We start from the raw sequence: 21523 nt of genomic DNA, 5'->3' as shown, positions 1-21523 counted from the left end.
CGGGGCTCCGGCGGCGCGGTGGGCGCCGCCGGAGCCGGGACGATCAGTGATCGATTACTTCCAGGACCAGTCCTGGAAGTACATGAAGTTCATCGGGTCCTGCGGCTCGACGCCCTGCAGACCGGCCCGGTACGCCGAGACCTGGAACACCGGGTTCGGCATCCAGAGCACCGGCAGGTCCTTGGCGAGGAAGTCGTTGTACGCCTTGAGCGCGCTCTCGTCGCCGGAGAACTGCGTGGCCTCGATGAGCTTGTCGGCCTCGGGGTTGCTGTAGCTGCCCAGGTTCACCGGGGCGTCGGTGGCGAAGAGCCGCTCGCCGCTGGCGAAGGCCGGGTAGTACCAGCTGCCCTGCGAGCCGAAGAAGGACATGTCCCACGAGCAGGTCGCGTCCGTCGGCTTGCAGGCCGGGGTGACCGCGACCGAATCGGGCACCTCCTTGATGGTCAGCTGGATGCCGAGCTTGGCCATCTGCGACTTGATCTCGGCGAACATCTTGGTCGTGGCGGCGAAGCCGGTCTGGCTGGTCACGGTGAGGTTCAGCGCCGTGCCGGCGGCGATGCCGTCGCCGCACTGGTTCGGTCCGGTGCCCGGCGTCTGGCAGGTGGTCTGCCCGTCCGGGGTCACCTGCCAGCCGTGGCTCTCGAGCAGCTCCTTGGCCTTGGCCGGGTCGAACGAGTACACACAGCCGGCGGCGTCGGTGCCGTTGGTGCCCGGCTTGGCGGGCACCGGGCCGCAGGTCGGCGCGGCCGTGCCCGACCAGATCACCTTGCTGATCGTCGGCTGGTCGATGAGCATCTGCATCGACTGCCGCAGGTACGGCTGCTTGAACAGCACCCCGGTCTTCGGGTTGTTGAAGTTCAGCTGCAGGTAGGTGACGGACCAGCCGTACCAGGGGGAGACCGTGTAGCCCTTGGACTTGAGGTAGGCCTCCTGGGACAGGTTGGCCGCCGGCACGTACCCGTAGTCGATGTCACCGGCGCGCAGCACGTTGAACTCGGCGTCGTCGCCGGTGAACGGCCGGAGCACGACCTTGGCGAGCTTCGGCTTGTCCACTCCGGAGTAGTTCGGCTGGGCGGCGAGGGTGACCTCGCCGTTCGGCACGTACTTCGCCAGCTTCCACGGGCCGCTGTTGACCTTCCACAGCTCGTTGGAGTCGTACGTCTTGGGGTCCTTCGAGGCCGCGGTGAGGAAGTCGAAGACCTTCTTCGCGCCCTCCGGCGTGCTGGCCAGGTTGCTCACGGCCGCGGTGGCGGAGTCCTTGTCCCAGGCGTGCTCCGGCATCGGGGTGATCTTGTTGAGCTGGTTGTCCACGAACCAGGCGGTGTTGTACACCTCCTTCGTGGTGATCGAGAAGGTCTTGTCGTCCTTGACCGACCACTGCGCGATGTTGTCCGGGAGGCCGCCGGCCCGGTAGGACGCCCACTTGTCCTTGTTCGCCGTGACCAGGTCGTACCAGAACTGGATGTCCTTGGTGGTGACGGGCTTGCCGTCGGACCAGGTGTTGTCCTTCAGCGTGATGGTCAGCGTCCTGCCGCCGTCGCTCACCACCGGCGGCTCGGCCATCGAGCGCTGCGGGTCGATGTTGTACTGCGCGGTGCCGTCCAGCTTGTACTGGTACAGCGACCGGTACAGCGCCTGCCCGAAGATGGCGTTCTCGCCCTGGGTGAAGCCGGGTGCCGAGATCGGCAGGATCCAGTTGGGGGTACGGAAGGCGACAGTCACGGTGTCCTTGCCCTGACTCCCGCCCGCCTTCGACGAACCGCTGCCGCCACCGCAGGCGACCAGGCCCGCCCCGAGGGCGACCGCGCTGGCTACCGCCACGGCGCCGCGGAGGGCGCGCCCGGGAAATCTGCTCCTCATGAGTCTCCTCGATTGATGTGCACGTGCCCCGTGTCTCCGGGCGCCGGCGGCGTCGGCATGCGTCCCGCCGCCTGGCGCTGCTGCTCCTCGACGTTCGACGCGGAGAATGTAACCGCGCCGAAGTGCCGAGTCAACGAAAGTTACCCTCTTTATTCGGCAACTTTGGCCAGGGTACGATCGAAGTCGGCGAAGCATCGACCGATACTCTTCGCGTGGGCTCCGGAGCGCACCCTGCCGTGGCACTGCGACACACTGAGGCGGCGCCGGAGGACCGCCCAAACAAGGAGAAGCACCTTGGAACCATCGATCTCCGCCACCCTGCGCGACCAGACCCTCGACCTGCTGGCCAGCGGCGCGGCCACCTCGCGCGCCGACCTCATCGAGGCGTTGCAGGTCGCCCCCTCGACCGTCACCAGCGTGGTACGCCGCCTGCTCGAGGAGGGCGTCATCCTGGAGGAGGGGGTGGGCCGGTCCACCGGGGGGCGGCGCCCCCGGATCCTGCGCCTGCGGGAGACCAAGGGGGTCCTCGCCGTCGCCGAGCTGGGTGGCCGGCACGCTCGGGTGGGGTTGTGCGCGCCCGACGGCGGGCTGCGCACCACCGAGGAGGTGGCCCTCGACATCGCCGCCGGGCCCGAAGAGGTGTTCGACGTTGTCGCGGCGACATTCGCGCGGCTCCAGGCGACGGCCGCGCCGGGCCAGGAGCTGCTCGGGGTCGGCGTCGCCCTACCGGGCCCGGTCGAGTTCCCCGGCGGCCGGCTGGTCGGCCCGGCCCGGATGCCCGGCTGGAGCGGTGTCGATGCGCGGGACCACCTCGCCGCGCGGTTCCAGGTGCCGGTGGCCGTCGACAACGACGCCAAGGCGGCGGCGATCGGCGAGTACGTCACCCGGAGAAACGAGTTCGGCGACATGATCTACGTCAAGGCCGGCACCGGCATCGGTGCCTGTCTGGTCAGCGGTGGACAGGTCTACCGGGGCGGTCGCGGCCTCAGCGGCGATGTCACCCACGTACGCGTGGCGGACAGTGGCGAGCGGGAGTGCTCCTGCGGCAGCCGGGGCTGCCTGGAGACCGTCGCCAGCGGCGCCGCCCTGGCCCGCCAGTTGGCCGAGCGGGGCTCATCGGCGACCACCGTCCGGGACATCATGGCAGCGGTCAGCGACGCCGACCCGACCGTGGTGACCATGGTGCGTCACGCCGGCAGGCTGCTCGGCGTGGCGCTCTCCGGCCTGGTCAACTTCCTCAACCCCGACGCCGTCGTCATCGGCGGCGCGCTGTCCAGCCTCGACGTCTACGTGGCCGCGACCCGGGGGATGCTCTACGAGCGCTGCCTACCGTCCATGACCCAGTCCCTGACCATCGAAGCCAGCGTCGCGGGCCCCGATGCGGCCCTGGTCGGCCTCGGGCACCTGCTGCGCATGACGGCCGACGTACGACCCTCCTGAGGAGCAACACCCGTGCCCCGTCCCCTCCGCATCGCCATCGGCGGCATCCACATCGAATCCAGCACCTTCTCGCCCCACCTCAGCACCGCCCACGACTTCGAGGTCACCCGGGGCGATGCGCTGCTGGCGCGTTACGGCTGGCTCTCCCCCGCCCAGCCCTGGGCCGCTGACGTCGAATGGATACCGCTCGTGCACGCCCGGGCCCTGCCCGGCGGGGCGGTGGACCCGGCGACGTACGAGGCCTGGGCCACCGAGATGGTGGAGCAGCTCGCTGCCGCCGGCCCGGTGGACGGCATGCTGCTGGACATCCACGGTGCGATGAGCGTCGTCGGACGCGACGACGCGGAGGGCGACCTGGTCACCGCCATCCGGTCGGTGCTCGGGCCGGAGCCGTTCGTCTCCGCGGCGATGGACCTGCACGGCAACGTCTCGCAGGTGCTGTTCGACGCCTGCGACCTGCTCACCTGCTATCGCACCGCCCCGCACATCGACGTGTGGGAGACCCGTGAGCGCGCCGCCCGGAACCTGGTCGAGGCGCTGCGCCGGCAGCGGCGCCCGCACAAGGCCCTGGTCCACGTGCCGATCCTGCTGCCCGGCGAGATGACCAGCACCCGCGAGGAGCCGGCCCGGGGGCTCTACGCGAGGATCCCCGAGGTCGAGGCCCGGGACGGCATCGTCGACGCCGCGATCTGGATCGGGTTCGCTTGGGCCGACCAGCCGCGCTGCCGGGGCGCGGTCGTCGTCACCGGCACCGACGCCACCGCCACCGCCGAGGCGGCCCGCGAGCTCGGCGGGCACTTCTGGGCGGCCCGCGACGACTTCGCCTTCGTCGCGCCCACCGGCTCGATGGACGAGTGCCTCGACACGGCCCTGGCCGCGGTCGCGGATCCGGCCCGGCGACCCTTCTTCATCAGCGACTCGGGCGACAACCCCGGCGCCGGCGGTGCCGACGACGTCACCTTCGCCCTCGACCGGCTGCTGGCCCGCCCCGAGATCCGCGACGGCTCCCGCCGCGCCGTGTTCGCCTCGCTGGTCGACCCGCAGGCCGTAGCGCAGATCGCCGACCAGCCGCTCGGCTCACCGGTCCGGGTGGCGGTCGGCGGGCGAATCGACTCCCGGGACCCGGGCCCGCTGCCGCTCGACGGGATCCTTGAGGCGGTCGCCGAGGATCCCGACGGTGGGCGGTGCGCCAGCGTACGGGTCGGCGGGCTGAGCGTCTTCGTCACGTCCCGCCGGATGCAGTACCGCCTGCTGGACTCCTACGCACGGCTGGGGATCGCGGTCGACGAGCTGGATCTCGTCGTGGTGAAGATCGGCTACCTGGAACCCGAACTGTTCGACGCGGCCGGCGACTGGCTGCTCGCGCTGACCCCGGGCGGCGTCGACCAGGACCTCGCGCGGCTGCCGTACCAGCGTGTGGTGCGACCGGTGTTTCCCCTGGACCGCGACTTCACCGCGGACCTCACCGTGGTGACCGGGTGATCGCGTGACGCAGCCCGAAGGCCAGTGCGTCCTCGCCGTCGACGTCGGTGGAACGACCATCAAGGGGGCCGTGGTCGGCGAGGACGGCCAGTTCCGGCACTCGCTGACCGTGCCGTCGCGGGCGGACGACGACCCGGTCAAGGCCGTCCGGTCCCTGTGCCTCCAGCTGCGCGACGACGCGCTCGCCCTCGGCGCCACACCCGCCGCGATCGGCGTGGTCACACCGGGCCTCGTCGACGAGATCGACGGGGTGGTGCGGTACGCCGCCAACATCCGGTTCCGCGACGTGCCGCTACGCGCCCTCGTCGGGGACGATCTCGGACTGCCGGTGGCGGTCGGGCACGACGCACGGGCGGCCGGCGTCGCCGAGGCGGTGGCCGGAGCAGCCCGCGGACTGGACAACTTCCTGCTGCTACCGCTGGGCACCGGCATCGCCGCGGCGGTGGTGGTGCATGGTGCGCCGGTGCCGGGCGCGACCGGCTCGGCCGGCGAGGTCGGCCACATGCCGGTCTACCCCGGCGGGGAGCCGTGCAGTTGCGGGCAGCGGGGATGCCTGGAGGTGTACGCCTCCGCCGGCGGGCTGGCCCGCCGCTATGCCCGGCTCGGCGGAACCCGGGGGTTGGACAGCCGGGGCATCGCCGACGCGGTGGCCACCGATCGGGTGGCCCGCGCCGTCTGGGACGACGCGACCCAGGCTCTGGGGACGGCCCTGGCCACCCTGACCCTGACCCTCGACCCGGCCCGCATCGTTCTCGGCGGTGGGCTCGCCGACGCGGGCGCGCTGTTCTTCGACCCGGTACGCGACGCCCTCCGGGCGGCTCTCGCCTGGCGGACCCCGCCCCCGGTGCTGCGCTCCGCCTTCGGCGCCCAGGCCGCACAGGTCGGCGCGGCCGCCATGGCCCGACGGGAGGCCGGCCTGCCCGTTCCTGACGGCTGGGGCGCACCCGAGCTCGTGCCGCCTGTTGCGTGACTGCGGCCGACCGCTAGCCGGCGCCGTGGAGGCCGGGGGCGACGCCAACCCGGACCGACTGACTCCCGGGTCCGGCCCGGGCGGCAGCCGGACCCGCAGCCTCGCCTCGTCCCGCTCCCCGGTGTGGTCGCCACGGAGCGCACAGCGGTCAGCTCCGTCCCGGTGCCTGACTCGGGCGGAGGGTGACCGCCTGGCGGAGGGCGCCCCGGCACGCCTGGACGGCGGGGTGCCGGCTGCGGCCGCGGCGTACGACGGTGAAGACCCGGCGGGTGCGCTGATCCCGGGGGAGTTGTCGCAGTGTGACGGTTGGGGGTTGTCCGCTCCAGACGAGGTCGGGCAGGAAGGCGGCAGCGTGCCCCTGCTCGACGAGGCGAAGGTGCAGCAGGAGGTCGGTGGTTTCGAACCGTACGTCGGGTTCGAAGCCCGCGTTGCGGCACAGGGTCACGGCCCAGTGCCGCGCGGTGGTGCCTTCGGGTTCCATCACCCACGGGTGGTCCGCGAGTGAGCGCAGCGCCGCCATGGGGTCGTGAGTGTCCGGGCCGGCATCGGGCAGGGCGAGGTGCAGGGGGTCGTCGAGCAGGTCTTCCTGTTCGAGTTCGGCGGGGCGCAGGTTGGGGTTGCCGGGATACTCCTCGGCCACGACCAGGTCGAAGTCGCGGGCCTGCAGGGCGGGTAGGGCCTTTTCGGGTTCCAGCTGCGTGACGTGGACGCGCAGGTGCGGGTGTTGGTCGCGCAGCAGGCCGAGCGCGGCCGGGACCAGGGCCAGGGCGGCGGTCTGGAACGAGGCGATGCGCAGTGTCCCGGTCAGCTCGGTCAGGGAGGCGGCGATCTCCGCCTCCGCACGCTCCAGGCGTTCGAGAACCGCTTCGGTGTGGGCGACGAGGATCTCGGCTTGCTCGGTCAGCTTCACGCGCCGCCCGACCGGTTCCAGCAATCGGACGCCGACCTCCGCTTCCAACTGCGAGAGCTGCTGGGAGACGGATGACGGGGCGTAGGACAGGGCGGCGGCGACCGCGGCCAGCGTGCCGCGGTGCTTGAGTTCGCGCAGCAGGCGCAGGCGATGCAGGTCGAACATGCACGCTCTCCTCGCCGTCGCGCAGCAACCCGTAACGGTCGGTTTTCTCGATGAGTATAGGTCGGAAACATTCGCTGGACCGATCATAGGAGTCCGTCGCACCCTGGAGCTGTGACCGAGAATGTCTCCTCCCCCGGGCTGATGCCGTGGCTTGCGCGGCCCGGCGCCCGCGCCTGGAGGTGCACACCCGCACCTGCCGAGGTGCGGAACTTCCACACCACCCTGCCCGACTACTCGCCCACGCCGCTGACCGAACTCCCGCCGCTGGCAGCGGAGCTGGGGGTGGGCCGCGTCTTCGTCAAGGACGAGTCGTGCCGGCTGGGGCTGCCCGCGTTCAAGGCGCTGGGTTCGTCCTGGGCGGTCCACCGCGTACTCTCCGAGCGGGCCGTGAGCGGTGACGAACCGGTCACCCTGGTGACCGCCACCGATGGCAACCACGGCCGGGCGGTGGCCCGTACGGCGCGCCTGCTCGGGCACCACGCCCACGCGTTCGTGCCGCAGGGTGTGCATCCGCAGGCGGTGGCGGCCATCGTCGCCGAGCAGGCGGCGGTGACCGAGGTCGCCGGGCCGTACGACGAGGCCGTCCGCCTGGCGGCGGAGGCCGCTGCCGCGCCGGCGGCGGTCCTGGTCCAGGACACCGCCTGGCCGGGCTATGAGCAGATCCCGGGCTGGATCGTCGAGGGCTACTCCACCCTCTGCGTCGAGATCGACGAGCAGCTGACCGCCGAGGAAATCGCCGCGGGGCCTGACCTCGTCGCGGTACCGGTGGGCGTCGGGTCACTGGCCCAGGCCGTCATCACCCACTACCGCAGCCGCCCGTCCGGACGGGCGCCCGCACTGTTGTCGGTGGAGCCGGCGGCCGCCGCCTGCGTCCTGGAAAGCCTCACCCACGGCGCACCGGTCAGCGTCACCACCGGCGACACCACGATGGCCGGGCTCAACTGCGGCACCCCGTCCAGCATCGCCTGGCCCTACCTGCACAGCGGGCTGGACGCCGCCGTCGCCATCCCCGACCCCGACAGCGCCCGCGCGGCCGTTGACCTCGCCGCTCTCGGTGTCCACGCGGGCCCCTGCGGGGCGGCAGCGCTCGCCGGCCTCCGTGCGGTGCTCACCGGCGTGGGGGCCGGGGAACGCCGAACGGCACTGGGACTCGATTCGACCTCGGTGGTCGTGCTGTTGAGCACCGAGGGCCCGGCCGCCAACCCGCACTCCACGCTCGATCACTGATCATCCGCAGCCCGCGACCGCCACCGGTTGACCCGCTCGCCCCCAACTCCACCGTCACCGACAGCTCCTGGGAGACAGACCTTGACGAGCCTCACCCCCAGCAAGATCACCGTCAACGGCGGACGCCTCTGGCAGTCGCTGATGGACCTCGCCGAGATCGGCGCGTACCACGACGAGCGCACCGGCCTGCGCGGCGTCAACCGCCTCGCCCTGACCGACACCGACGCGGCCGGCCGCCGCCAGGTGATCGCCTGGATGGAACAGGCCGGCCTGGCCGTCCGCATCGACCAGATGGGCAACATCTACGGCCGCCGCGAGGGCACCGACCCCACCGCGGCCCCCGTACTGACCGGCTCACACATCGACAGCGTCGCCACCGCTGGCGCCTTCGACGGCTGTCTCGGCGTCCTGGGCGGCATCGAAGTCATCCGCATCCTCAACGAACGCGGCATCACCACCCGCCGCCCCATCGAGGTCGGCATCTTCACCGAGGAGGAGGGCGTCCGCTTCGGCACCGACATGCTCGGCAGCGCCGTCGCCGCCGGTCGCCTGACAATGGCGTACGCCCACGCGCTGACGGACCGCGACGGCCGCACCCTCGGCGGTGAACTCGCCCGCACGGGCTTCGACGGCCCCGTCGAGGTACGCCTCGACGCGCCGCACGCCTACGTCGAATGCCACATCGAACAGGGCCCCGTCCTCGCCGAGCACGGGGTCGAGATCGGCGTCGTCACCGGCGTCCAGGGCATCTCCTGGCAGGAGATCACCATCCACGGTCGCGCCGCCCACGCCGGCACCACCCCGACCCACCTGCGCGCCGACGCCGGGCTCGCCGCTGCCCAGATCATCGTCCACCTGCGGTCCCTGGTCGACTCCGGCGACTACGGCGACCTGCGGGCCACCGTCGGCCATCTCATCGTCCACCCGGACCTGACCAACATCGTCCCGGCCCGCGCCGAGATGACCGTGGACCTGCGCAACCCCGACGACGCCCAGATGACCCGCGCCGAGGAGGCCCTGGCCGCGTTCCTGCACGACCTGGAGGGCAGCCAGCCGGGCCTGTCGCTGACCACCCGGCGGATGGCCAGGACCGCCTACGTCCCCTTCGACGACGGGGTGCAGAAGGTCATCGCGCAGGCCGCCGACGACCACGACCTGGCGCACGTCTCCCTGCTCTCCGGCGCGGGGCACGACGCCCAGGAGATCGCCGCGCTCTGCCCCACCGCCATGATCTTCGTCCGCGGCGAGTACGACGGCATCAGCCACAACCCCCGGGAATACTCCACCCCCGAGGCCTGCACCCACGGCATCGACGTCCTGGCCACCACTCTCCTGCGGCTCGCCAACCAAGATTGACCGCCCGCCACCCCGGCAACGACCCGAGCAGTGCGCGTCTGGTCCGGGAAGAGCCGCCGGACGCTTTCCGACTTCCTCCGGGCCTGCAGGTCCGAGCGCCCGTCCGGAACCTGATGACCATGGAAGGTCCCCGATGCTCTTCGAGACTCCCACCACTCCCGCGGCCCCCGATGCCCTGGACCCGGATGAGCATCCCGGCCGCCTGCTGGCCAGGCTGATCGCCATCAACTCCGTCAATCCTGACCTCGTCCCCGGTGGCGCCGGCGAGACCGAGATCGCCGACTTCTGCGGCGCATGGCTGGGCGCTCGCGGCTTCGAAGTGCATCGACTCGAGAAGCGCCCCGGCCGGCCCTCGCTCGTCGCGATCGCCCGCGGCACCGGCGGCGGCCGGTCACTCATGCTCAACGGCCATCTCGACACGGTAGGCGCGGCCGACTACGACGGCGACCCGTTCGACCCGCAGATCCGCGACGGCAAGATGTTCGGCCGCGGCGCCTTCGACATGAAGGGCGGCCTCGCGGCCATGATGGTCGCCGCGGCCCGCGCCGCCCGCGGTCCACTGCGCGGTGACGTCATGCTCGCCTGCGTCGCCGACGAAACGGCAGTTCCGGCACCGCGGAGGTGCTGGAGTCCGTCACCGCCGACGCGGCAATCGTCACCGAGCCGAGCCAACTCGAAGTCACGCTCGCCCACAAGGGCTTCGTCTGGTTCGAGGTGGAGATCGAGGGCCGCGCCGCCCACGGTTCGCGGCCCGAACTCGGCATCGACGCCATCGCCAAAGCCGGGCACTTCCTGGTCGCGCTGGAGGAACTGGGCCAGCGCCTCATGACGGGCCCGGCCCACCCCCGCCTGGGCACCGGCACCGTGCACGCCTCCGTCATCCAGGGCGGCGAGGAGGCCTCCACCTACCCGGCGCACTGCCGCATCACCCTGGAGCGCCGCACCGTCCCGGGCGAGAGTCCCGACCGCGTCGAGCGCGAACTGACCGCCGTGCTCGACCGCCTGGCCGCCACGGTCCCCGACTTCCGCTACCGGCTGACCCGCGGCCTGCACCGCGAGCCCTTCGAGGCCGACCCGGAGGCACCCGTCGTCCGCACCCTGGTCCGCCACGCGGAAGGGATTCTCGGGCACCCGCCCGTGGTGCGCGCCGAGGCCTTCTGGACCGACTGCGCCCTCCTGGACCGCGCCGGCATCCCCTGCCTGCTCTTCGGCGTCGACGGCGCCGGTGCCCACGCCGCCACCGAATACGTCGACCTCGCCTCCCTGGACCACCTCACCGACATCCTCACCAGCACCATCGCCGACTTCTGCTCCTGAGCCGTCGACAGACCCCGGCTGCGCCTCCCAGGGGTATCTCGGCAAGCGGGCCGGTGTCACAGGTGCGGTGGCTTATGGTGAAAAGCCGGAATGGCCACTGTAGTCGCAGCTGCGGGCGACGCGGGCGTCCCGATCAAGCCAATAGAACCTTCACGTTGTCCAGCCGAAGGGTGGACCGATGACTGTGAGGACGTCGCCGAGCCGGGTGCCCGCGGCGTGCAGCCGCTGCTCGGCACTTCGGACCCGGCCATCTGCGCGGCCGACCGGTGCCGGCGTCGCCATGACCGACGCCGGGCGACCCGGCATCGCCAGCGCAAGTGCCGCCCACGTCGTCGCGCCGAACGCCCGCGGCGTCGACCACTGCTGAGATGGACTGGGCCGGATGGGCGTTGTTCGGGCTGGTCGCCACCACGGCGCTCACCGCGGCGCTGATCACCGCACAACTCGCCGGCCTCACTCGCCTCGACCTTCCCCTGGTGCTCGGGACCCTCGTCACCGAGGATCCCGACCGGGCCCGGGTCGCCGGGTTCTTCCTCCACCTCGGTGCCGGCCAGGGCTTCGCCCTCGGCTACGCGGCCACGTTCGCCCTGCTGCACCGCGCCACCTGGTGGATCGGCGCGCTGCTCGGGCTCCTCCACGTCGGGATCGCCCTGACGGTGCTCCTGCCGCTGCTTCCGGGTGTCCACCCACGCATGGCCTCGCAGCGGGCCGGCCTGGCCAGCACCGCGGTGCTGGAGCCACCCGGGCTGTTCGCTCTCAACTACGGCATCCAGACTCCCGCGGTCACGGCTGTCGTCCACGTCATGTTCGGGATCGTCCTCGGACTGCTCCTCAAGGCCGATTGACGTGACGAGCCCTCCGCCCTCGGCGCCGATCAGCGACTACGGCCTGCTGGGCGACACCCGCACCGCCGCCCTCGTCGCCAGTGACGGCCGACTCGACTGGCTCTGCGTGCCCCGCTTCGACGGTGAGCCCCTGTTCGGCCGGCTGGTCGGGGGCCCGGAGGCGGGCACGTTCCGGGTCGGGCCGGCCCGGCCGGCCGCAGTCGTCAAACGGCGCTACCGGCCGAACACCGCCACCCTGGAGACGACCTGGGCGGTCGGCAACGGCCGCCTCACCCTCACCGAGGGCATGGTGGCCGAGATCAGAGGCCACCTGCTGCCCACGACACTGATCGTGCGGCGCCTGTCGGCCGAGGAGGAAACGGTCGACGCCGTCATCGAGTTCGATCCCCGCCTCGGCGTACGGCACCGCCGGCCCCGAGTCCACCAGCGGCGCCAGGCCCTGGTGTGTGAGTGGGGGTCGCTGGCGGTCTCGCTGGGCAGCGCACCCAGGCTCACCATCGAACCGGGTCGGTCTGCCTCGATCACGGTCGGGCCAGGCCGTCCGGTCACTCTCGTGCTGGCCGTGGCCCACCGCGAACCGCTGATCCACGTCGAGCCGGCAGCAGCCTGGAAACTGCTCCTCGAGGACGAGAACCGATGGCGGGCCTGGACCGCCGAAATCGACGAATCGCTGCCTTTCCGGGACCACGTCGCACGAAGCCTGCTGATCCTGCGGCTGTTGACCTACTCGCCGTCGCAAGCCCCGGTGGCCGCACCCACGACATCACTGCCCGAGGATCCCGGCGGGATACGGAACTGGGACTACCGCTATGTCTGGCCCCGGGACGCCAGCATCGGCGTCAGCGCGTTCCTCAGCGTCGGCAAACCCGAGGAGGCCCACGGTTTCCTCGCCTGGTTGCTGCACGCCAGCCGACTGCAGCGGCCACGCCTGCCGGCAGTGTTCACCCTGCACGGCCGCCACGTACCAGCGGAACGGGAAATGCCCGGCTGGCCCGGCTATCTCGACAGCGCCCCGGTGCGGATCGGCAACGGCGCCACCGGCCAACACCAACTCGACGGCTACGGCTGGGTGATCGACGCCGCCTGGGCGTTCGCGCAGGCCGGGCACCTCCTCTACCCGGAGACGTGGCGGGCGGTGCGCGGCTTCGCCGACCTGGTCGCCCGGTGCTGGCAGGAGCCCGACGCCGGGATCTGGGAGGTCCGCTCGCCCGCCCAACACGTGCATTCCAAGCTGATGGGCTGGCTCGCCCTGGACCGGGCACTGCGCATCGCCGACACCCACCCGCTGCCGGACCGCCAACGTCGACGCTGGCAGAAGGCACGAGATGCCATCGCCGCCGAGGTCCGGACGCACGGCTTCGACCCGACGATGGGCAGCTACGTCCGCAGCTACGGCTCCCAGGACCTCGACGCGGCCCTGCTCGTCCTGCCGCTGCTGGACATGGACAGCATCGACTCACCCCGCGTCCGGGGCACCATCGACGCCATTCGGGACCGGCTCTCCGCCGGCGGTCCGCTCCTCTACCGCTACCCGCCGGGGCGTGACGGCTTCCCCGGCAACGAGGGCGCGTTCCTGCCGTGCTCGTTCTGGCTCGTTCAAGCCCTCGCCCGTACCGGACGCCGCATCGAGGCGGAGGAACTGTTCCAGACCATGCTCCACCACGCCAGTCCACTCGGCCTCTACGCCGAGGAGTTGGACCCCGCGACCGGCGCCCACCTCGGCAACTACCCCCAGACGCTGACCCACGCGGCGCTCGTCCAGGCCGCACTGGCAATTCGAGACGCCCCCGCAAATGTGCCTGGATCCGGCTGACCGCTGGAAACGCCCTTCGCCAGCGCGAGACCAGAGCGACTACGTCCGCGACTCCTCCGATGAGGCGGCGAGCGGCTCATTTGCACGAGTCACAGGCAGCACCAGCAGTACAGGTCCTCGCCCGCGTCTCGCGCACGCCGGGCAAGGGCGGCGACCTCCTTGATGACGGGCACCATCTCGTCCTCAGGCAACGGGCCGCTCCACGCCAGCTCTTCGATCCGGCCCCATCGCGCCGACAACTCACGCACTTGCCCGTCGTTGATCGAGGCCAGGGCGTCCCGCGTGGCGCGGTCGAGAGACATCAGCCACGGTCCTTCCTGGTCGTCCACGCTCCACAGCAGGTTGAGATCAACCAGGTTCACCTCCCAGTCGACACCTCGAACGAAGCTCACGAGCTTGCCGAGGGTCACTGCCGGCTCGATGCCCTTGAGGTCAATCGCATCGACAGCTGCGCCGTCTCCGCTGAAGGCGGCCGGCCCGCCACCGAGATCCGCCATCATTCGGACAGCCGCAGCGTCATCCTCTGCCCGGAAGTAGTCAAACAGCACGCCCATGGCGAGTACTCCACCACGCGGGTGCGACATTGGCTTCGGCTGCCCTTGGCTGTATCGATGGCGGCCGGACCAGATTGAAGCTGACCCTGATCCGCCCGCCCTGGCCGTCAGCCCGAGGCCGTCGCTCGAACCCCGTACCGTTCAGCCGCGCGCGCCTTGGCCTTCGCGGCCTCCACCTCGCGGTCGCGGGGAGGCGCCTTCGTCACGAGGCTGTCCAGCAGGGTCCGGGTGGCCGCGGTGACCGCGCGGACCGCCTCGTCGAACGCCTCCTCGTTGGCCGCGGACGGCCGCGTCGCGCCGCTGACCTTGCGCACGTACTGGATGGCGGCCGCCTCGATCTCGTCATCGGTCGCAGGCGGCTCGAAGTTGTGGAGCACTCGAATGTTCCGGCACATGCCTCCACGATGCCACGGCCTTGGCCACCGCGAGCTTCCCTGGAGCTTCGTTTCGGGTCTGCGTCGCTGTGCGGCTACTGCCTGAGCTGCCACGCTGACCGCAGGAAATCGCCAGCTGGCTCGCGGTGATCTCGCGCAGCGCGGCGTTGACCGAGATCGGCCACTGAGTGTCAACCTATCCGGTCGAGTTCGGTCAGCGCGTCCTCGGGAAGGGGCAGCGCGGCAGCGGAGACGTTTTCGCGCAGGTGCGCGACGGATGAGGTGCCGGGGATGAGCAGGATGTTCGGGGAGCGCTTGAGCAGCCAAGCCAGCGCGACGGCCATCGGTGTGGCGTCGAGGCGGGCGGCGACAGCGTTCAGTTCCTCCGACTGCAGTGGGGAGAAGCCGCCGAGCGGGAAGTAGGGCACGTAGGCGATACCCTGCGCGGCCAGGGAGCCGATCAGGGTGTCGTCGTCCCGGTTTGCGATGTTGTAGTAGTTCTGCACGCACACGACCGGCGCGATGGACTGTGCCTCGGCGAGCTGTTCAGAGTTGACCGTGCTGAGACCGAGATGCTTGATCAGGCCCTCCTGCTGCAGCTGCGCGAGGGCTGTGAACGGCTCGGCGATCGAGCCGGGAGCGGGCCGGTCGAACCCGCCGACGCGCAGGTTGACAACGTCGAGCACGTCGAGCCCGAGGTGGTCCAGGTTGTCGTGCACGGCTTGGCGCAGCTGCTCGGGAGCGAGCGCTCGGGGCCAGTTTCCCTCGGCGTCACGCAATGATCCGACCTTCGTCACGATGCGTAGATCGTCCGGGTATGGGTGCAGGGCTTCCCTGATGATCTCGTTGGTGACGTACGGGCCGTAGAAGTCGGCAGTGTCGATGTGGTTGATACCCAGCTCGACGGCCTCGCGCAGCACGGCCACGGCCGCGTCGCGGTCGGCCGGCGGGCCGAAGACGTGCGGGCCGGCCAACTGCATCGCGCCGTACCCCATCCGGGCGACCGTCAAATCCCCCAGCGGGAACGTCCCGCCGGGAAGCGTCGATGTCACGAGAATCCCTCTCCATGTGGTCGCAAATTCGTGAGCTTCCCGCCGACGCCGCCACCAAACCGCGGCGCTTGTCCAGCCGGCGATCCTCGGCGCGGTCGCTGGCGCCGGCGCCGACATGATCGGTCTCGGAGTCACATATTGATGCGGTTCCCCTCCTGGCCGGTGCCAGGCGGCTCCGGGCGACACTCGACCCCGGTTAGCCATTGGCTGACATGCTATGAGCCCCGACTGGGCGGCACGGAGATCAGCAGCTGTTCTGATCTGACCCCGATGAGCCGCTGAGCTGCAACCGCTCGCGTAGTCGCCGCGCTTCGCGGCCGCGGTACGCCCGCAGGATGTCTTCGAGCGTGTCGCGTACGTCCGGATCGGGATGATCGGCCAGGTACGCCAGCTCCTCGGCACCGCCGCGCCGGCCGCGGCCCAGTTCGCCGAGCACGTCGATGATCTCGTCGGCGGTGGACGCCCCCCGCAGCCGCGTCATCAGCTCGCTCTTCGGTCTGGGCGGCTCGTCGTAGGGGAACCGGCGGCGCAGGTTGGCCACCTTGTACCCCCCGCGCGGCAGACAGACGGGACACGGGCAGGGCCGCCGGCCGTGGGCCGCCGGCAGGTACCGCCAACCGACTCCCTGCGGAACGTCACGGATCCGGCGCACCTCGGCGACGACGATCGCGCGGGGCACGAACACCTCGTAGCCGCGCGGATCGTCGAACTCGCGCACCGCCGCGACCGCCTGTGCGGCGGTGGCCTCGCGGGGTGGGGCAGTGTAGCGCCCGACGGTGACCGGCTCGTCGTCGGGCAGCCGCAGCTGCACCGCAACCAGGACGCCCGAGTGCCAACGCCGCAGCTCGCGCACCCACTGGTAGGTGAGAGTGAACGACGGCAGTACGGGCATGCAGTACACGCCCCGTCCGCCGGCCCGCCCGCGGCTGCGCGCGGCGACTCCCGAACGCGCGATGCGTCGAGCCGATCGCGCCGTGGTGATATGCACGAACTCCGCCATCACCGGGGATGGTAGCCGGGCGGCGGCGGTGATGATCACGAGTTTTCGAGCAGGCTAGGGAAGCGGAAGTTCACACCGCATCGACCACTGTGCTCACGACCCACGCGTGCTTGCCAACCTGCCGGCCGCGGGTGAATCCGAACTGCTCGAACAGTTCGACGGTCGCGCTGAACAGGAAACGGCCTGGCGCTTCACGGCCGGTGGTCACCTCGGAGATGGCCTCGACGAGGCCACCGCCGGCATGGGCGATGTGGTCGAGGGCGCCTTCCAGCGCCGCCCGGGCGATGCCTTGGCGGCGATGTTTCTTGTCGACGTAGAAGCAGGTGATCCGCCAGTCCGGGCGCGGCGGTGCATCCTTGTCGTATTCGCGCCTGTGTTTGATGCCCGGTAGTTCCTCGGGGCTGCCGTACTGGCACCACCCCTGCGCGGTGCCGTCTTCGTCGAGGACGAGCGCGGCGTGAGCCCGGCCTGTCCGGACCCGGTCCTCCTTGGCCGCGCGGTAGCTGATCCCTTTCTGGCCGCACTCCGGGTGGTAGCCAATGCACCAGCACCCACCGAAGATGCCGTTGTTGCGCTCGACAAGCTCCGCGAATGCGTCCCACGTCGAGGCGTCCAGGGGTCGGATCGTGTATGACATCGGGTGGATCCTCTCGCGCGTCACATCGTCCCGGCTCGCGACCTGAACGCCGACAACCGCTGGCTGCCGGGTCGGTCGATGCACTGCCGTGACTTCGAGCAACGTGGCCAAAGCCAGGGCAGGTCGGGTGTCCAGCCACCGCGCCGCGGCGGTCAGACCTCGGCAGCCGCTGCGGCAAGGAGCCGGGCGAGTTCGACCGGCTTGGTCACCATGGGCCAATGGCCGGAGTCGATGTCGACGAAGTCGAGGTGCTTGGCCTTCGCGAGCTCGGGCACGTCACCGGCCTCGATCCACTCCTTGGCTTGGGCAGGGGTGAACTCGGGGCACACGAGCACGACCGGGACATCGAACCGCCGCTCGTCGGCCAACCGCACGACGCCCTTGGCCACTCCCTCGGGGACCGGAATCGCCGCGGACGCGATGGCTCGCCTGGCCTCCTCGTCGAGGTCCGCAGAATCTGGCCCCTCGAATGGTCCCCAGCCGGGGAAGGGCATGACGCCATCCTTCAGCTCGAAGAAGTTCGCATAGGCCTCCCCGTCGGTGGACGGGAAGCCCCCGATGAGGACGACCTTGCCGACCTGCTCCGGTCGCGCCTCAGCGGCCAGCCAAGCCAGGGTGCAAGCGGCGGAATGCCCCACCGCCATCGGCTTTCCCGATGCCGAGTCCACGGCGGCGACGACCGCTGCCACCTGGTCGTCGAGCGTGGCGGACGCGGATCCGTCACCCTGGCCGGGGAGGGTGAGCGGTACGGGGCGATGGCCGAGTGACTCGAGTGCGGAAGCGACGTCGTCCCAGACGGATCCGTCGAGCCACAGGCCAGCGGCGAGCACGATCTCCATGATCAGTTCCCTTCTTCCAGTGCGGTCAGATCACGTTCGGCATAGCGCCGGTGCTCCCATTCCTCCGTGAGGACGATGCGGAGACATTCCTTGACGGGAAAGCGGTCAAACCGGGGCCATCCCGGCTCGGTGCAAGTCACCTCGGCGGCGAGCTGCTCGTCGGTGAGCGACGCCATGACGCGACCGACTCTGTCCAGGCGTTCGCGTCGGACCGTGAGCACCTCGTCGAGCGAGGGTCGTGCCTCCCGGTCCCAGGGGATGCCGTCCCAACCGGGCGCCTCGTCCCACGGCAGGTCCAACGGGTGCCATGGCGATGCGTTGCCGAGGATCATCCGGTCCACCCAGGCAGCGCTGGCGAAGTTGAGGTGCCGCAGGGTCTGGATGAAGGACCACTCGTCGTCGACGCTACGGTGGAGCGCCGCTTCGGGGAACGCGCTCGCCCGCGCGACGGTGCCCTCCCACAGCCGCTCCAGGATTGCCCACGCCGCACGGAACCCGTCGCTGTCGTCGGGGCGCATCCGCATCCGGTCTGGCATGCGACGGTTCAGTTCGGCGTCGACGAGCGGCGCGATGTCGACGCCGTTCACGACGACGTTCTGTAGCTCGCCGCTGATCTCGACGTCGACCAGCTCGACGCCGCGCATTCGGCAGCGGTTGAACAGGGCTCCGCGGACCTGCACCCCGGTGAGGTCGACTGCGCGTATGCTGGCGTCGTTCAGTGCCACCTGGGTGAACGTGGCGCCTCGGAGGCTCACGCGCTCGAAGCGCGCTCCGGTGAGGTCCTGCTCGCGGAACTCGGTCACGGACATCACGCTAGGGCCAGTTCCGGACGATCCACTTCCGGTTCATCTCGTGATTTCCTAGCCTGCTCGTGTGCCGACCGATCCCAGCCCCACCGCAAGAGCACTACGTGCCCTCGAGATCCTCCAGACCCGCCCCGGCACGACCGCCGACCAACTCGCCGAGCGGCTCGGTGTCACGGAGCGGGCCGCGCGCCGGTACGTCGGGATCCTCCGGGAGGCGGGCATCCCCGTCGAGTCGGCTCGGGGCCCTCACGGCGGGTACCGGCTCCGGCGCGGGACGAGGCTGCCCCCGGTGATCTTCACGCAGGCCGAGGCGCTTGGTCTGGTCATGGCGGTGCTCGACGGCCAGCCGGCCGCCGCCGACGTCGACGACCTCGTAGGTGCTGCCCTCAGCAAGGTCATCCAGGCCCTGCCCGAGAGCGTCGGCCGGCAAGCGGCCGCGCTGCGGCAGCATGCGTCGGCCGCGCCCGACCGGTACTCGGCCCGTCCAGATCCCGCCACCACCAGCGCACTCGTCGCTGCCGTCGCGGCCCGACGCCGCGTGCTGGTCACGTATCGGAGCGAGACCGGCAACCAGTGGGACGCCGAGGTGGACCCCTGGGCGGTCGTCGTCCGCCACGGGCGCTGGTACCTCTTGTGTCATTCCCATCGGGCGGACGCGATCCGCACCTACCGCGTTGACCGGGTCCGCGCGGTCCAGCAGACCACGCGCGAGTTCGAGCCGCCCGACGACCTCGACCCGGTTGCCGCGCTGGAGGAGAACCTGGGCATGGGGTGGGAGTTCCCCACCCATGTGGTGTTCGACGCTCCACCGGCTGAGGTGGCCCCGTGGATCCGGCCTCCCATGGGACGGCTGGAACCATCAGGAGACGGGTGCGTGCTTGTCGGCAGCACGAGCAATCCGGTGATGTATGCCCAGGAGTGGTTGGCGAGTGTGCCGTTCGCCTTCCGCGTTGTTGGCGGACAAGAGCTCCGTGCCGCGATCGCGACGCTCGCGGCGCGTTTCGCTGCCGCCCTGGCGGACCGACCCTCGACAGCGATGTCGGAGGATACGCCGACCACTGATCGATGAATCCAGCTACCTGATCATCCGGCATCGGCATACGAACAGCGCCAGGCCGCCACCGATACCGCCGAAGCGGTCGATGTCCGTCAATGCATAGCATCGAGTGCCATGAAGCTGAGAATCGCTCTTGCGTTGGCCGCGCTCGCCACCCTGCTCTACACCGTCGGCGCGCCATACAACCACGGCGGCTGACCCGGCCCAAGAAGAGACCCCGTCAGCTTGACGTCCACCTGTACCACGTCGAAGATCACGCCCGAAGGGCCGGCCGACAGCGCTACCCGGGGAACGATCAGCGGTCAGCGGCGCCAGGGCCGACCGCGGACGGTCGGCCCTGGCGCGGCGGTGCCGGCGGAGTGGGCATCAGGCACCCGGCCGGCCACCCCCGCCGGACGCCGGGAGGCTTCAGCCGCCGGCTCCTCGTGTTCAGGCGGTGGGTTCGTCGTCGGCGTCGCTCGGCGTCAAGGCGACGCCCGCCGGCGGGTTGTAGACCCAGCAGGTGCTGTGGTGGGACTCGAACCGCCGCTGGAACGGCGTGGCGAGCGGGTGGTTACGCAGCGCCAGGATGTTCTCGTCGTTCTGCCGCAGCGCCCGGTACGTCAGGTTGTGGCTGCCCAGGTAGAGCGTCGACTGGGCACCCTGACGGATGATCATGAACTTCTCGTGCATCGGGATGCCCTGCTGTTCGCCCTTCTCGTTCTCCGTGTAGCCGCAGAGGTGGACGGGCATGGCCCTGGCGAGGTCCACCAACGCGGCCATGGGTTTACCCTTGTCGTGCGGGGCCCCGGACTTGGCGCCGGTGACGATCCGGACCTGGCACCCGCGCTTACGTGCGGCGATGAGTTCGTTCACCACGGCCCGGCGCTGGATCCGGAAGTTCGCCAGGTCGACCTTCGTCGAACTGGAGCAGCTGAGGCCCTTGAGAATGCGTACGACCGGGTCGTTGCTCCCGCTGCGCGCGGTGCTGCCGGCGGCCTCCCGGCGCGGGAAGGTGTAGAGGCGGTGTGCGCCGGCGGCGTAGGTCCGGCCCGCGTTGTCGTCGCTCGCCCCTGACCTGCCGTGCGCCATCAGGTCGTTGAAGTAGCGCAGGTAGTCCGCGTACAGGCCGGCGTGGCTGATGGTGATGGCATCCTCGTACGCCGCGTAGTAGTCGAGGTTGGCCGACGAGACGTAGAGGACGTTCCTCGCCGTTCCACCTCCCGCCAGCCGCACGCTGGAGATCGTCATGAACTTGTCGTGCAGCAGCGGCGGGTTGTTCAACGGGGACCCCGTACGGTCGGTCATGCAGCCGCGGGTCGACTGCTTGTCGGGGCGCCTCGTGCCACACTCCACGACCCTTATCGACGGGGTCGCCTTGAGGGCCTGGTAGAAGGCGTCCCCGGCCCAGACCTGGCTGCCGTTGATGACGATGCGTACCCGCACCCCACGCGCCGCGGCGGCCTTGAGCGCGTCGAGGACCTCCTGACGATTGAAGAAGTAGAGGGTGAGCGAAAGGGTCGCCCCGGTCGGCGTCGCGTTGATGAGCCGGGCCACGTGGGCGCCGACCCCCTTGTGCATGTCGGGGAATTCCTGCTTGCTGTTGAACCAGGCGTAGTTGTGGACCTCGCCGGCGGCGATGGGGACCACCGCCGCCGCGGCGGGAGCGGCTGCCTCGGCGGCGGTTCCCGCCGCGACCGGGGCCGCCGGCAGCGAGACCGCCGTCAGCACGGCGGCGGCCATGGCGAGGCCGCGCAGATACGGTTTTCTGGTCATGCGGCACTCAACTCCCTCGTCCGGGCCATCCACGATGTCGATTGCACGGTGATCAGTCCTTCCC

At 70.7% G+C, this 21523-nt stretch carries 19 protein-coding genes and 1 pseudogene; 10 read left to right on the top strand and 10 right to left on the bottom strand.

The window, feature by feature from the left end:
• Positions 1-54: 54 nt before the first annotated feature.
• Positions 55-1860 (bottom strand): peptide ABC transporter substrate-binding protein, encoded by a 1806-nt coding sequence (locus tag ACGF4F_RS03575; protein ID WP_357436150.1) that lies wholly within the window; start codon positions 1858-1860, stop codon positions 55-57.
• 294 nt (positions 1861-2154) lie between these two features.
• On the opposite strand from ACGF4F_RS03575, the gene ACGF4F_RS03570 reads away from it, so the two are divergent.
• The 3 genes from ACGF4F_RS03570 to ACGF4F_RS03560 are packed head-to-tail and all read left to right on the top strand — an operon-like array spanning position 2155 to position 5752.
• Positions 2155-3300 carry an ROK family transcriptional regulator gene (locus ACGF4F_RS03570; protein ID WP_393074489.1) on the top strand — a complete coding sequence of 382 codons (1146 nt, stop codon included), beginning with the start codon at positions 2155-2157 and terminating at the stop codon, positions 3298-3300.
• A 12-nt stretch (positions 3301-3312) separates the two neighbouring features.
• Positions 3313-4782, top strand: coding sequence for a M81 family metallopeptidase (locus tag ACGF4F_RS03565; RefSeq protein WP_357436146.1), 1470 nt, complete (start codon positions 3313-3315; stop codon positions 4780-4782).
• Between the two features lie 4 nt (positions 4783-4786).
• The gene (locus ACGF4F_RS03560; protein WP_357436145.1) at positions 4787-5752 is read left to right on the top strand and encodes an ROK family protein; all 966 of its coding nucleotides are present in this window, start codon (positions 4787-4789) and stop codon (positions 5750-5752) included.
• A 148-nt stretch (positions 5753-5900) separates the two neighbouring features.
• Here the strand turns inward: ACGF4F_RS03560 and ACGF4F_RS03555 are convergent, their stop codons facing one another.
• Positions 5901-6827 (bottom strand): LysR family transcriptional regulator, encoded by a 927-nt coding sequence (locus tag ACGF4F_RS03555; RefSeq protein ID WP_357436143.1) that lies wholly within the window; start codon positions 6825-6827, stop codon positions 5901-5903.
• Between the two features lie 111 nt (positions 6828-6938).
• Here ACGF4F_RS03555 and ACGF4F_RS03550 point away from each other — a divergent pair, with 111 nt between their 5' ends.
• From ACGF4F_RS03550 to ACGF4F_RS03525, 6 genes and pseudogenes are all read left to right on the top strand, one after another.
• Positions 6939-8054 carry a diaminopropionate ammonia-lyase gene (locus ACGF4F_RS03550; RefSeq protein ID WP_357436140.1) on the top strand — a complete coding sequence of 372 codons (1116 nt, stop codon included), beginning with the start codon at positions 6939-6941 and terminating at the stop codon, positions 8052-8054.
• An 81-nt stretch (positions 8055-8135) separates the two neighbouring features.
• Entirely contained in the window at positions 8136-9410 is a 1275-nt protein-coding gene (locus tag ACGF4F_RS03545; RefSeq protein WP_357436139.1) for a Zn-dependent hydrolase, read from the top strand.
• Positions 9411-9543: 133 nt separating this feature from the next.
• A pseudogene (locus ACGF4F_RS03540) lies at positions 9544-9996 on the top strand (M20/M25/M40 family metallo-hydrolase); the annotation flags it as partial.
• A complete protein-coding gene (locus tag ACGF4F_RS03535; protein WP_393074781.1) occupies positions 9993-10727 on the top strand; it encodes a M20/M25/M40 family metallo-hydrolase in 735 nt (244 codons plus the stop codon). The pseudogene ACGF4F_RS03540 and the gene ACGF4F_RS03535, both read left to right, overlap by 4 nt.
• A 368-nt stretch (positions 10728-11095) precedes the next feature.
• Positions 11096-11572: a hypothetical protein gene (locus ACGF4F_RS03530; RefSeq protein WP_357436137.1), complete on the top strand. Its 477-nt coding sequence runs from the start codon at positions 11096-11098 to the stop codon at positions 11570-11572.
• Between the two features lies 1 nt (position 11573).
• Positions 11574-13385, top strand: a complete 1812-nt coding sequence (locus ACGF4F_RS03525; RefSeq protein ID WP_357436136.1) for a glycoside hydrolase family 15 protein — start codon at positions 11574-11576, stop codon at positions 13383-13385.
• 89 nt (positions 13386-13474) lie between these two features.
• On the opposite strand, the gene ACGF4F_RS03520 is transcribed toward ACGF4F_RS03525, so the two are convergent.
• The 7 genes from ACGF4F_RS03520 to ACGF4F_RS03490 all read right to left on the bottom strand — a co-directional run bounded on the left by ACGF4F_RS03520 (position 13475) and on the right by ACGF4F_RS03490 (position 18644).
• On the bottom strand, positions 13475-13939 hold the full coding sequence (locus ACGF4F_RS03520) for a hypothetical protein (protein ID WP_357436134.1): 465 nt from the start codon (positions 13937-13939) through the stop codon (positions 13475-13477).
• Between the two features lie 107 nt (positions 13940-14046).
• Entirely contained in the window at positions 14047-14334 is a 288-nt protein-coding gene (locus ACGF4F_RS03515) for a DUF2277 domain-containing protein (RefSeq protein ID WP_073838320.1), read from the bottom strand.
• A 170-nt stretch (positions 14335-14504) separates the two neighbouring features.
• The gene (locus tag ACGF4F_RS03510; protein ID WP_357436132.1) at positions 14505-15365 is read right to left on the bottom strand and encodes an aldo/keto reductase family oxidoreductase; all 861 of its coding nucleotides are present in this window, start codon (positions 15363-15365) and stop codon (positions 14505-14507) included.
• 244 nt (positions 15366-15609) lie between these two features.
• Positions 15610-16257 (bottom strand): hypothetical protein, encoded by a 648-nt coding sequence (locus ACGF4F_RS03505; RefSeq protein ID WP_357436131.1) that lies wholly within the window; start codon positions 16255-16257, stop codon positions 15610-15612.
• Positions 16258-16435: 178 nt separating this feature from the next.
• Positions 16436-17002 (bottom strand): GNAT family N-acetyltransferase, encoded by a 567-nt coding sequence (locus tag ACGF4F_RS03500; RefSeq protein ID WP_357436130.1) that lies wholly within the window; start codon positions 17000-17002, stop codon positions 16436-16438.
• A gap of 152 nt (positions 17003-17154) precedes the next feature.
• Positions 17155-17841, bottom strand: coding sequence for an alpha/beta hydrolase (locus tag ACGF4F_RS03495; RefSeq protein WP_357436128.1), 687 nt, complete (start codon positions 17839-17841; stop codon positions 17155-17157).
• A gap of 2 nt (positions 17842-17843) precedes the next feature.
• Positions 17844-18644 carry a DinB family protein gene (locus ACGF4F_RS03490; protein ID WP_357436126.1) on the bottom strand — a complete coding sequence of 267 codons (801 nt, stop codon included), beginning with the start codon at positions 18642-18644 and terminating at the stop codon, positions 17844-17846.
• A gap of 70 nt (positions 18645-18714) precedes the next feature.
• Between ACGF4F_RS03490 and ACGF4F_RS03485 the strand changes: the two genes are divergently transcribed.
• On the top strand, positions 18715-19716 hold the full coding sequence (locus tag ACGF4F_RS03485; protein ID WP_357436124.1) for a WYL domain-containing protein: 1002 nt from the start codon (positions 18715-18717) through the stop codon (positions 19714-19716).
• 417 nt (positions 19717-20133) lie between these two features.
• Here ACGF4F_RS03485 and ACGF4F_RS03480 read toward each other — a convergent pair whose 3' ends face one another.
• Positions 20134-21459 carry a phospholipase D-like domain-containing protein gene (locus ACGF4F_RS03480; RefSeq protein ID WP_357436122.1) on the bottom strand — a complete coding sequence of 442 codons (1326 nt, stop codon included), beginning with the start codon at positions 21457-21459 and terminating at the stop codon, positions 20134-20136.
• Positions 21460-21523 lie beyond the last annotated feature (64 nt).

It is taken from the genome of Micromonospora sp. NPDC047740 (assembly GCF_043204735.1).
Lineage (GTDB): Bacteria > Actinomycetota > Actinomycetes > Mycobacteriales > Micromonosporaceae > Micromonospora.
Note: the sequence above shows the minus strand (reverse complement) of the source record. Positions and strands in the feature narration are given on the sequence as shown.

What these genes read in the sequence shown, in the direction of transcription:
- ACGF4F_RS03575 (WP_357436150.1), bottom strand. Translation starts at nt 1,860, where the DNA reads ATGAGGAGCAGATTTCCCGGGCGCGCCCTCCGCGGCGCCGTGGCGGTA.
- ACGF4F_RS03555 (WP_357436143.1), bottom strand. Translation starts at nt 6,827, where the DNA reads ATGTTCGACCTGCATCGCCTGCGCCTGCTGCGCGAACTCAAGCACCGC.
- ACGF4F_RS03530 (WP_357436137.1), top strand. Translation starts at nt 11,096, where the DNA reads ATGGACTGGGCCGGATGGGCGTTGTTCGGGCTGGTCGCCACCACGGCG.
- ACGF4F_RS03520 (WP_357436134.1), bottom strand. Translation starts at nt 13,939, where the DNA reads ATGGGCGTGCTGTTTGACTACTTCCGGGCAGAGGATGACGCTGCGGCT.
- ACGF4F_RS03515 (WP_073838320.1), bottom strand. Translation starts at nt 14,334, where the DNA reads ATGTGCCGGAACATTCGAGTGCTCCACAACTTCGAGCCGCCTGCGACC.
- ACGF4F_RS03505 (WP_357436131.1), bottom strand. Translation starts at nt 16,257, where the DNA reads ATGCCCGTACTGCCGTCGTTCACTCTCACCTACCAGTGGGTGCGCGAG.
- ACGF4F_RS03500 (WP_357436130.1), bottom strand. Translation starts at nt 17,002, where the DNA reads ATGTCATACACGATCCGACCCCTGGACGCCTCGACGTGGGACGCATTC.
- ACGF4F_RS03495 (WP_357436128.1), bottom strand. Translation starts at nt 17,841, where the DNA reads ATGGAGATCGTGCTCGCCGCTGGCCTGTGGCTCGACGGATCCGTCTGG.
- ACGF4F_RS03480 (WP_357436122.1), bottom strand. Translation starts at nt 21,459, where the DNA reads ATGACCAGAAAACCGTATCTGCGCGGCCTCGCCATGGCCGCCGCCGTG.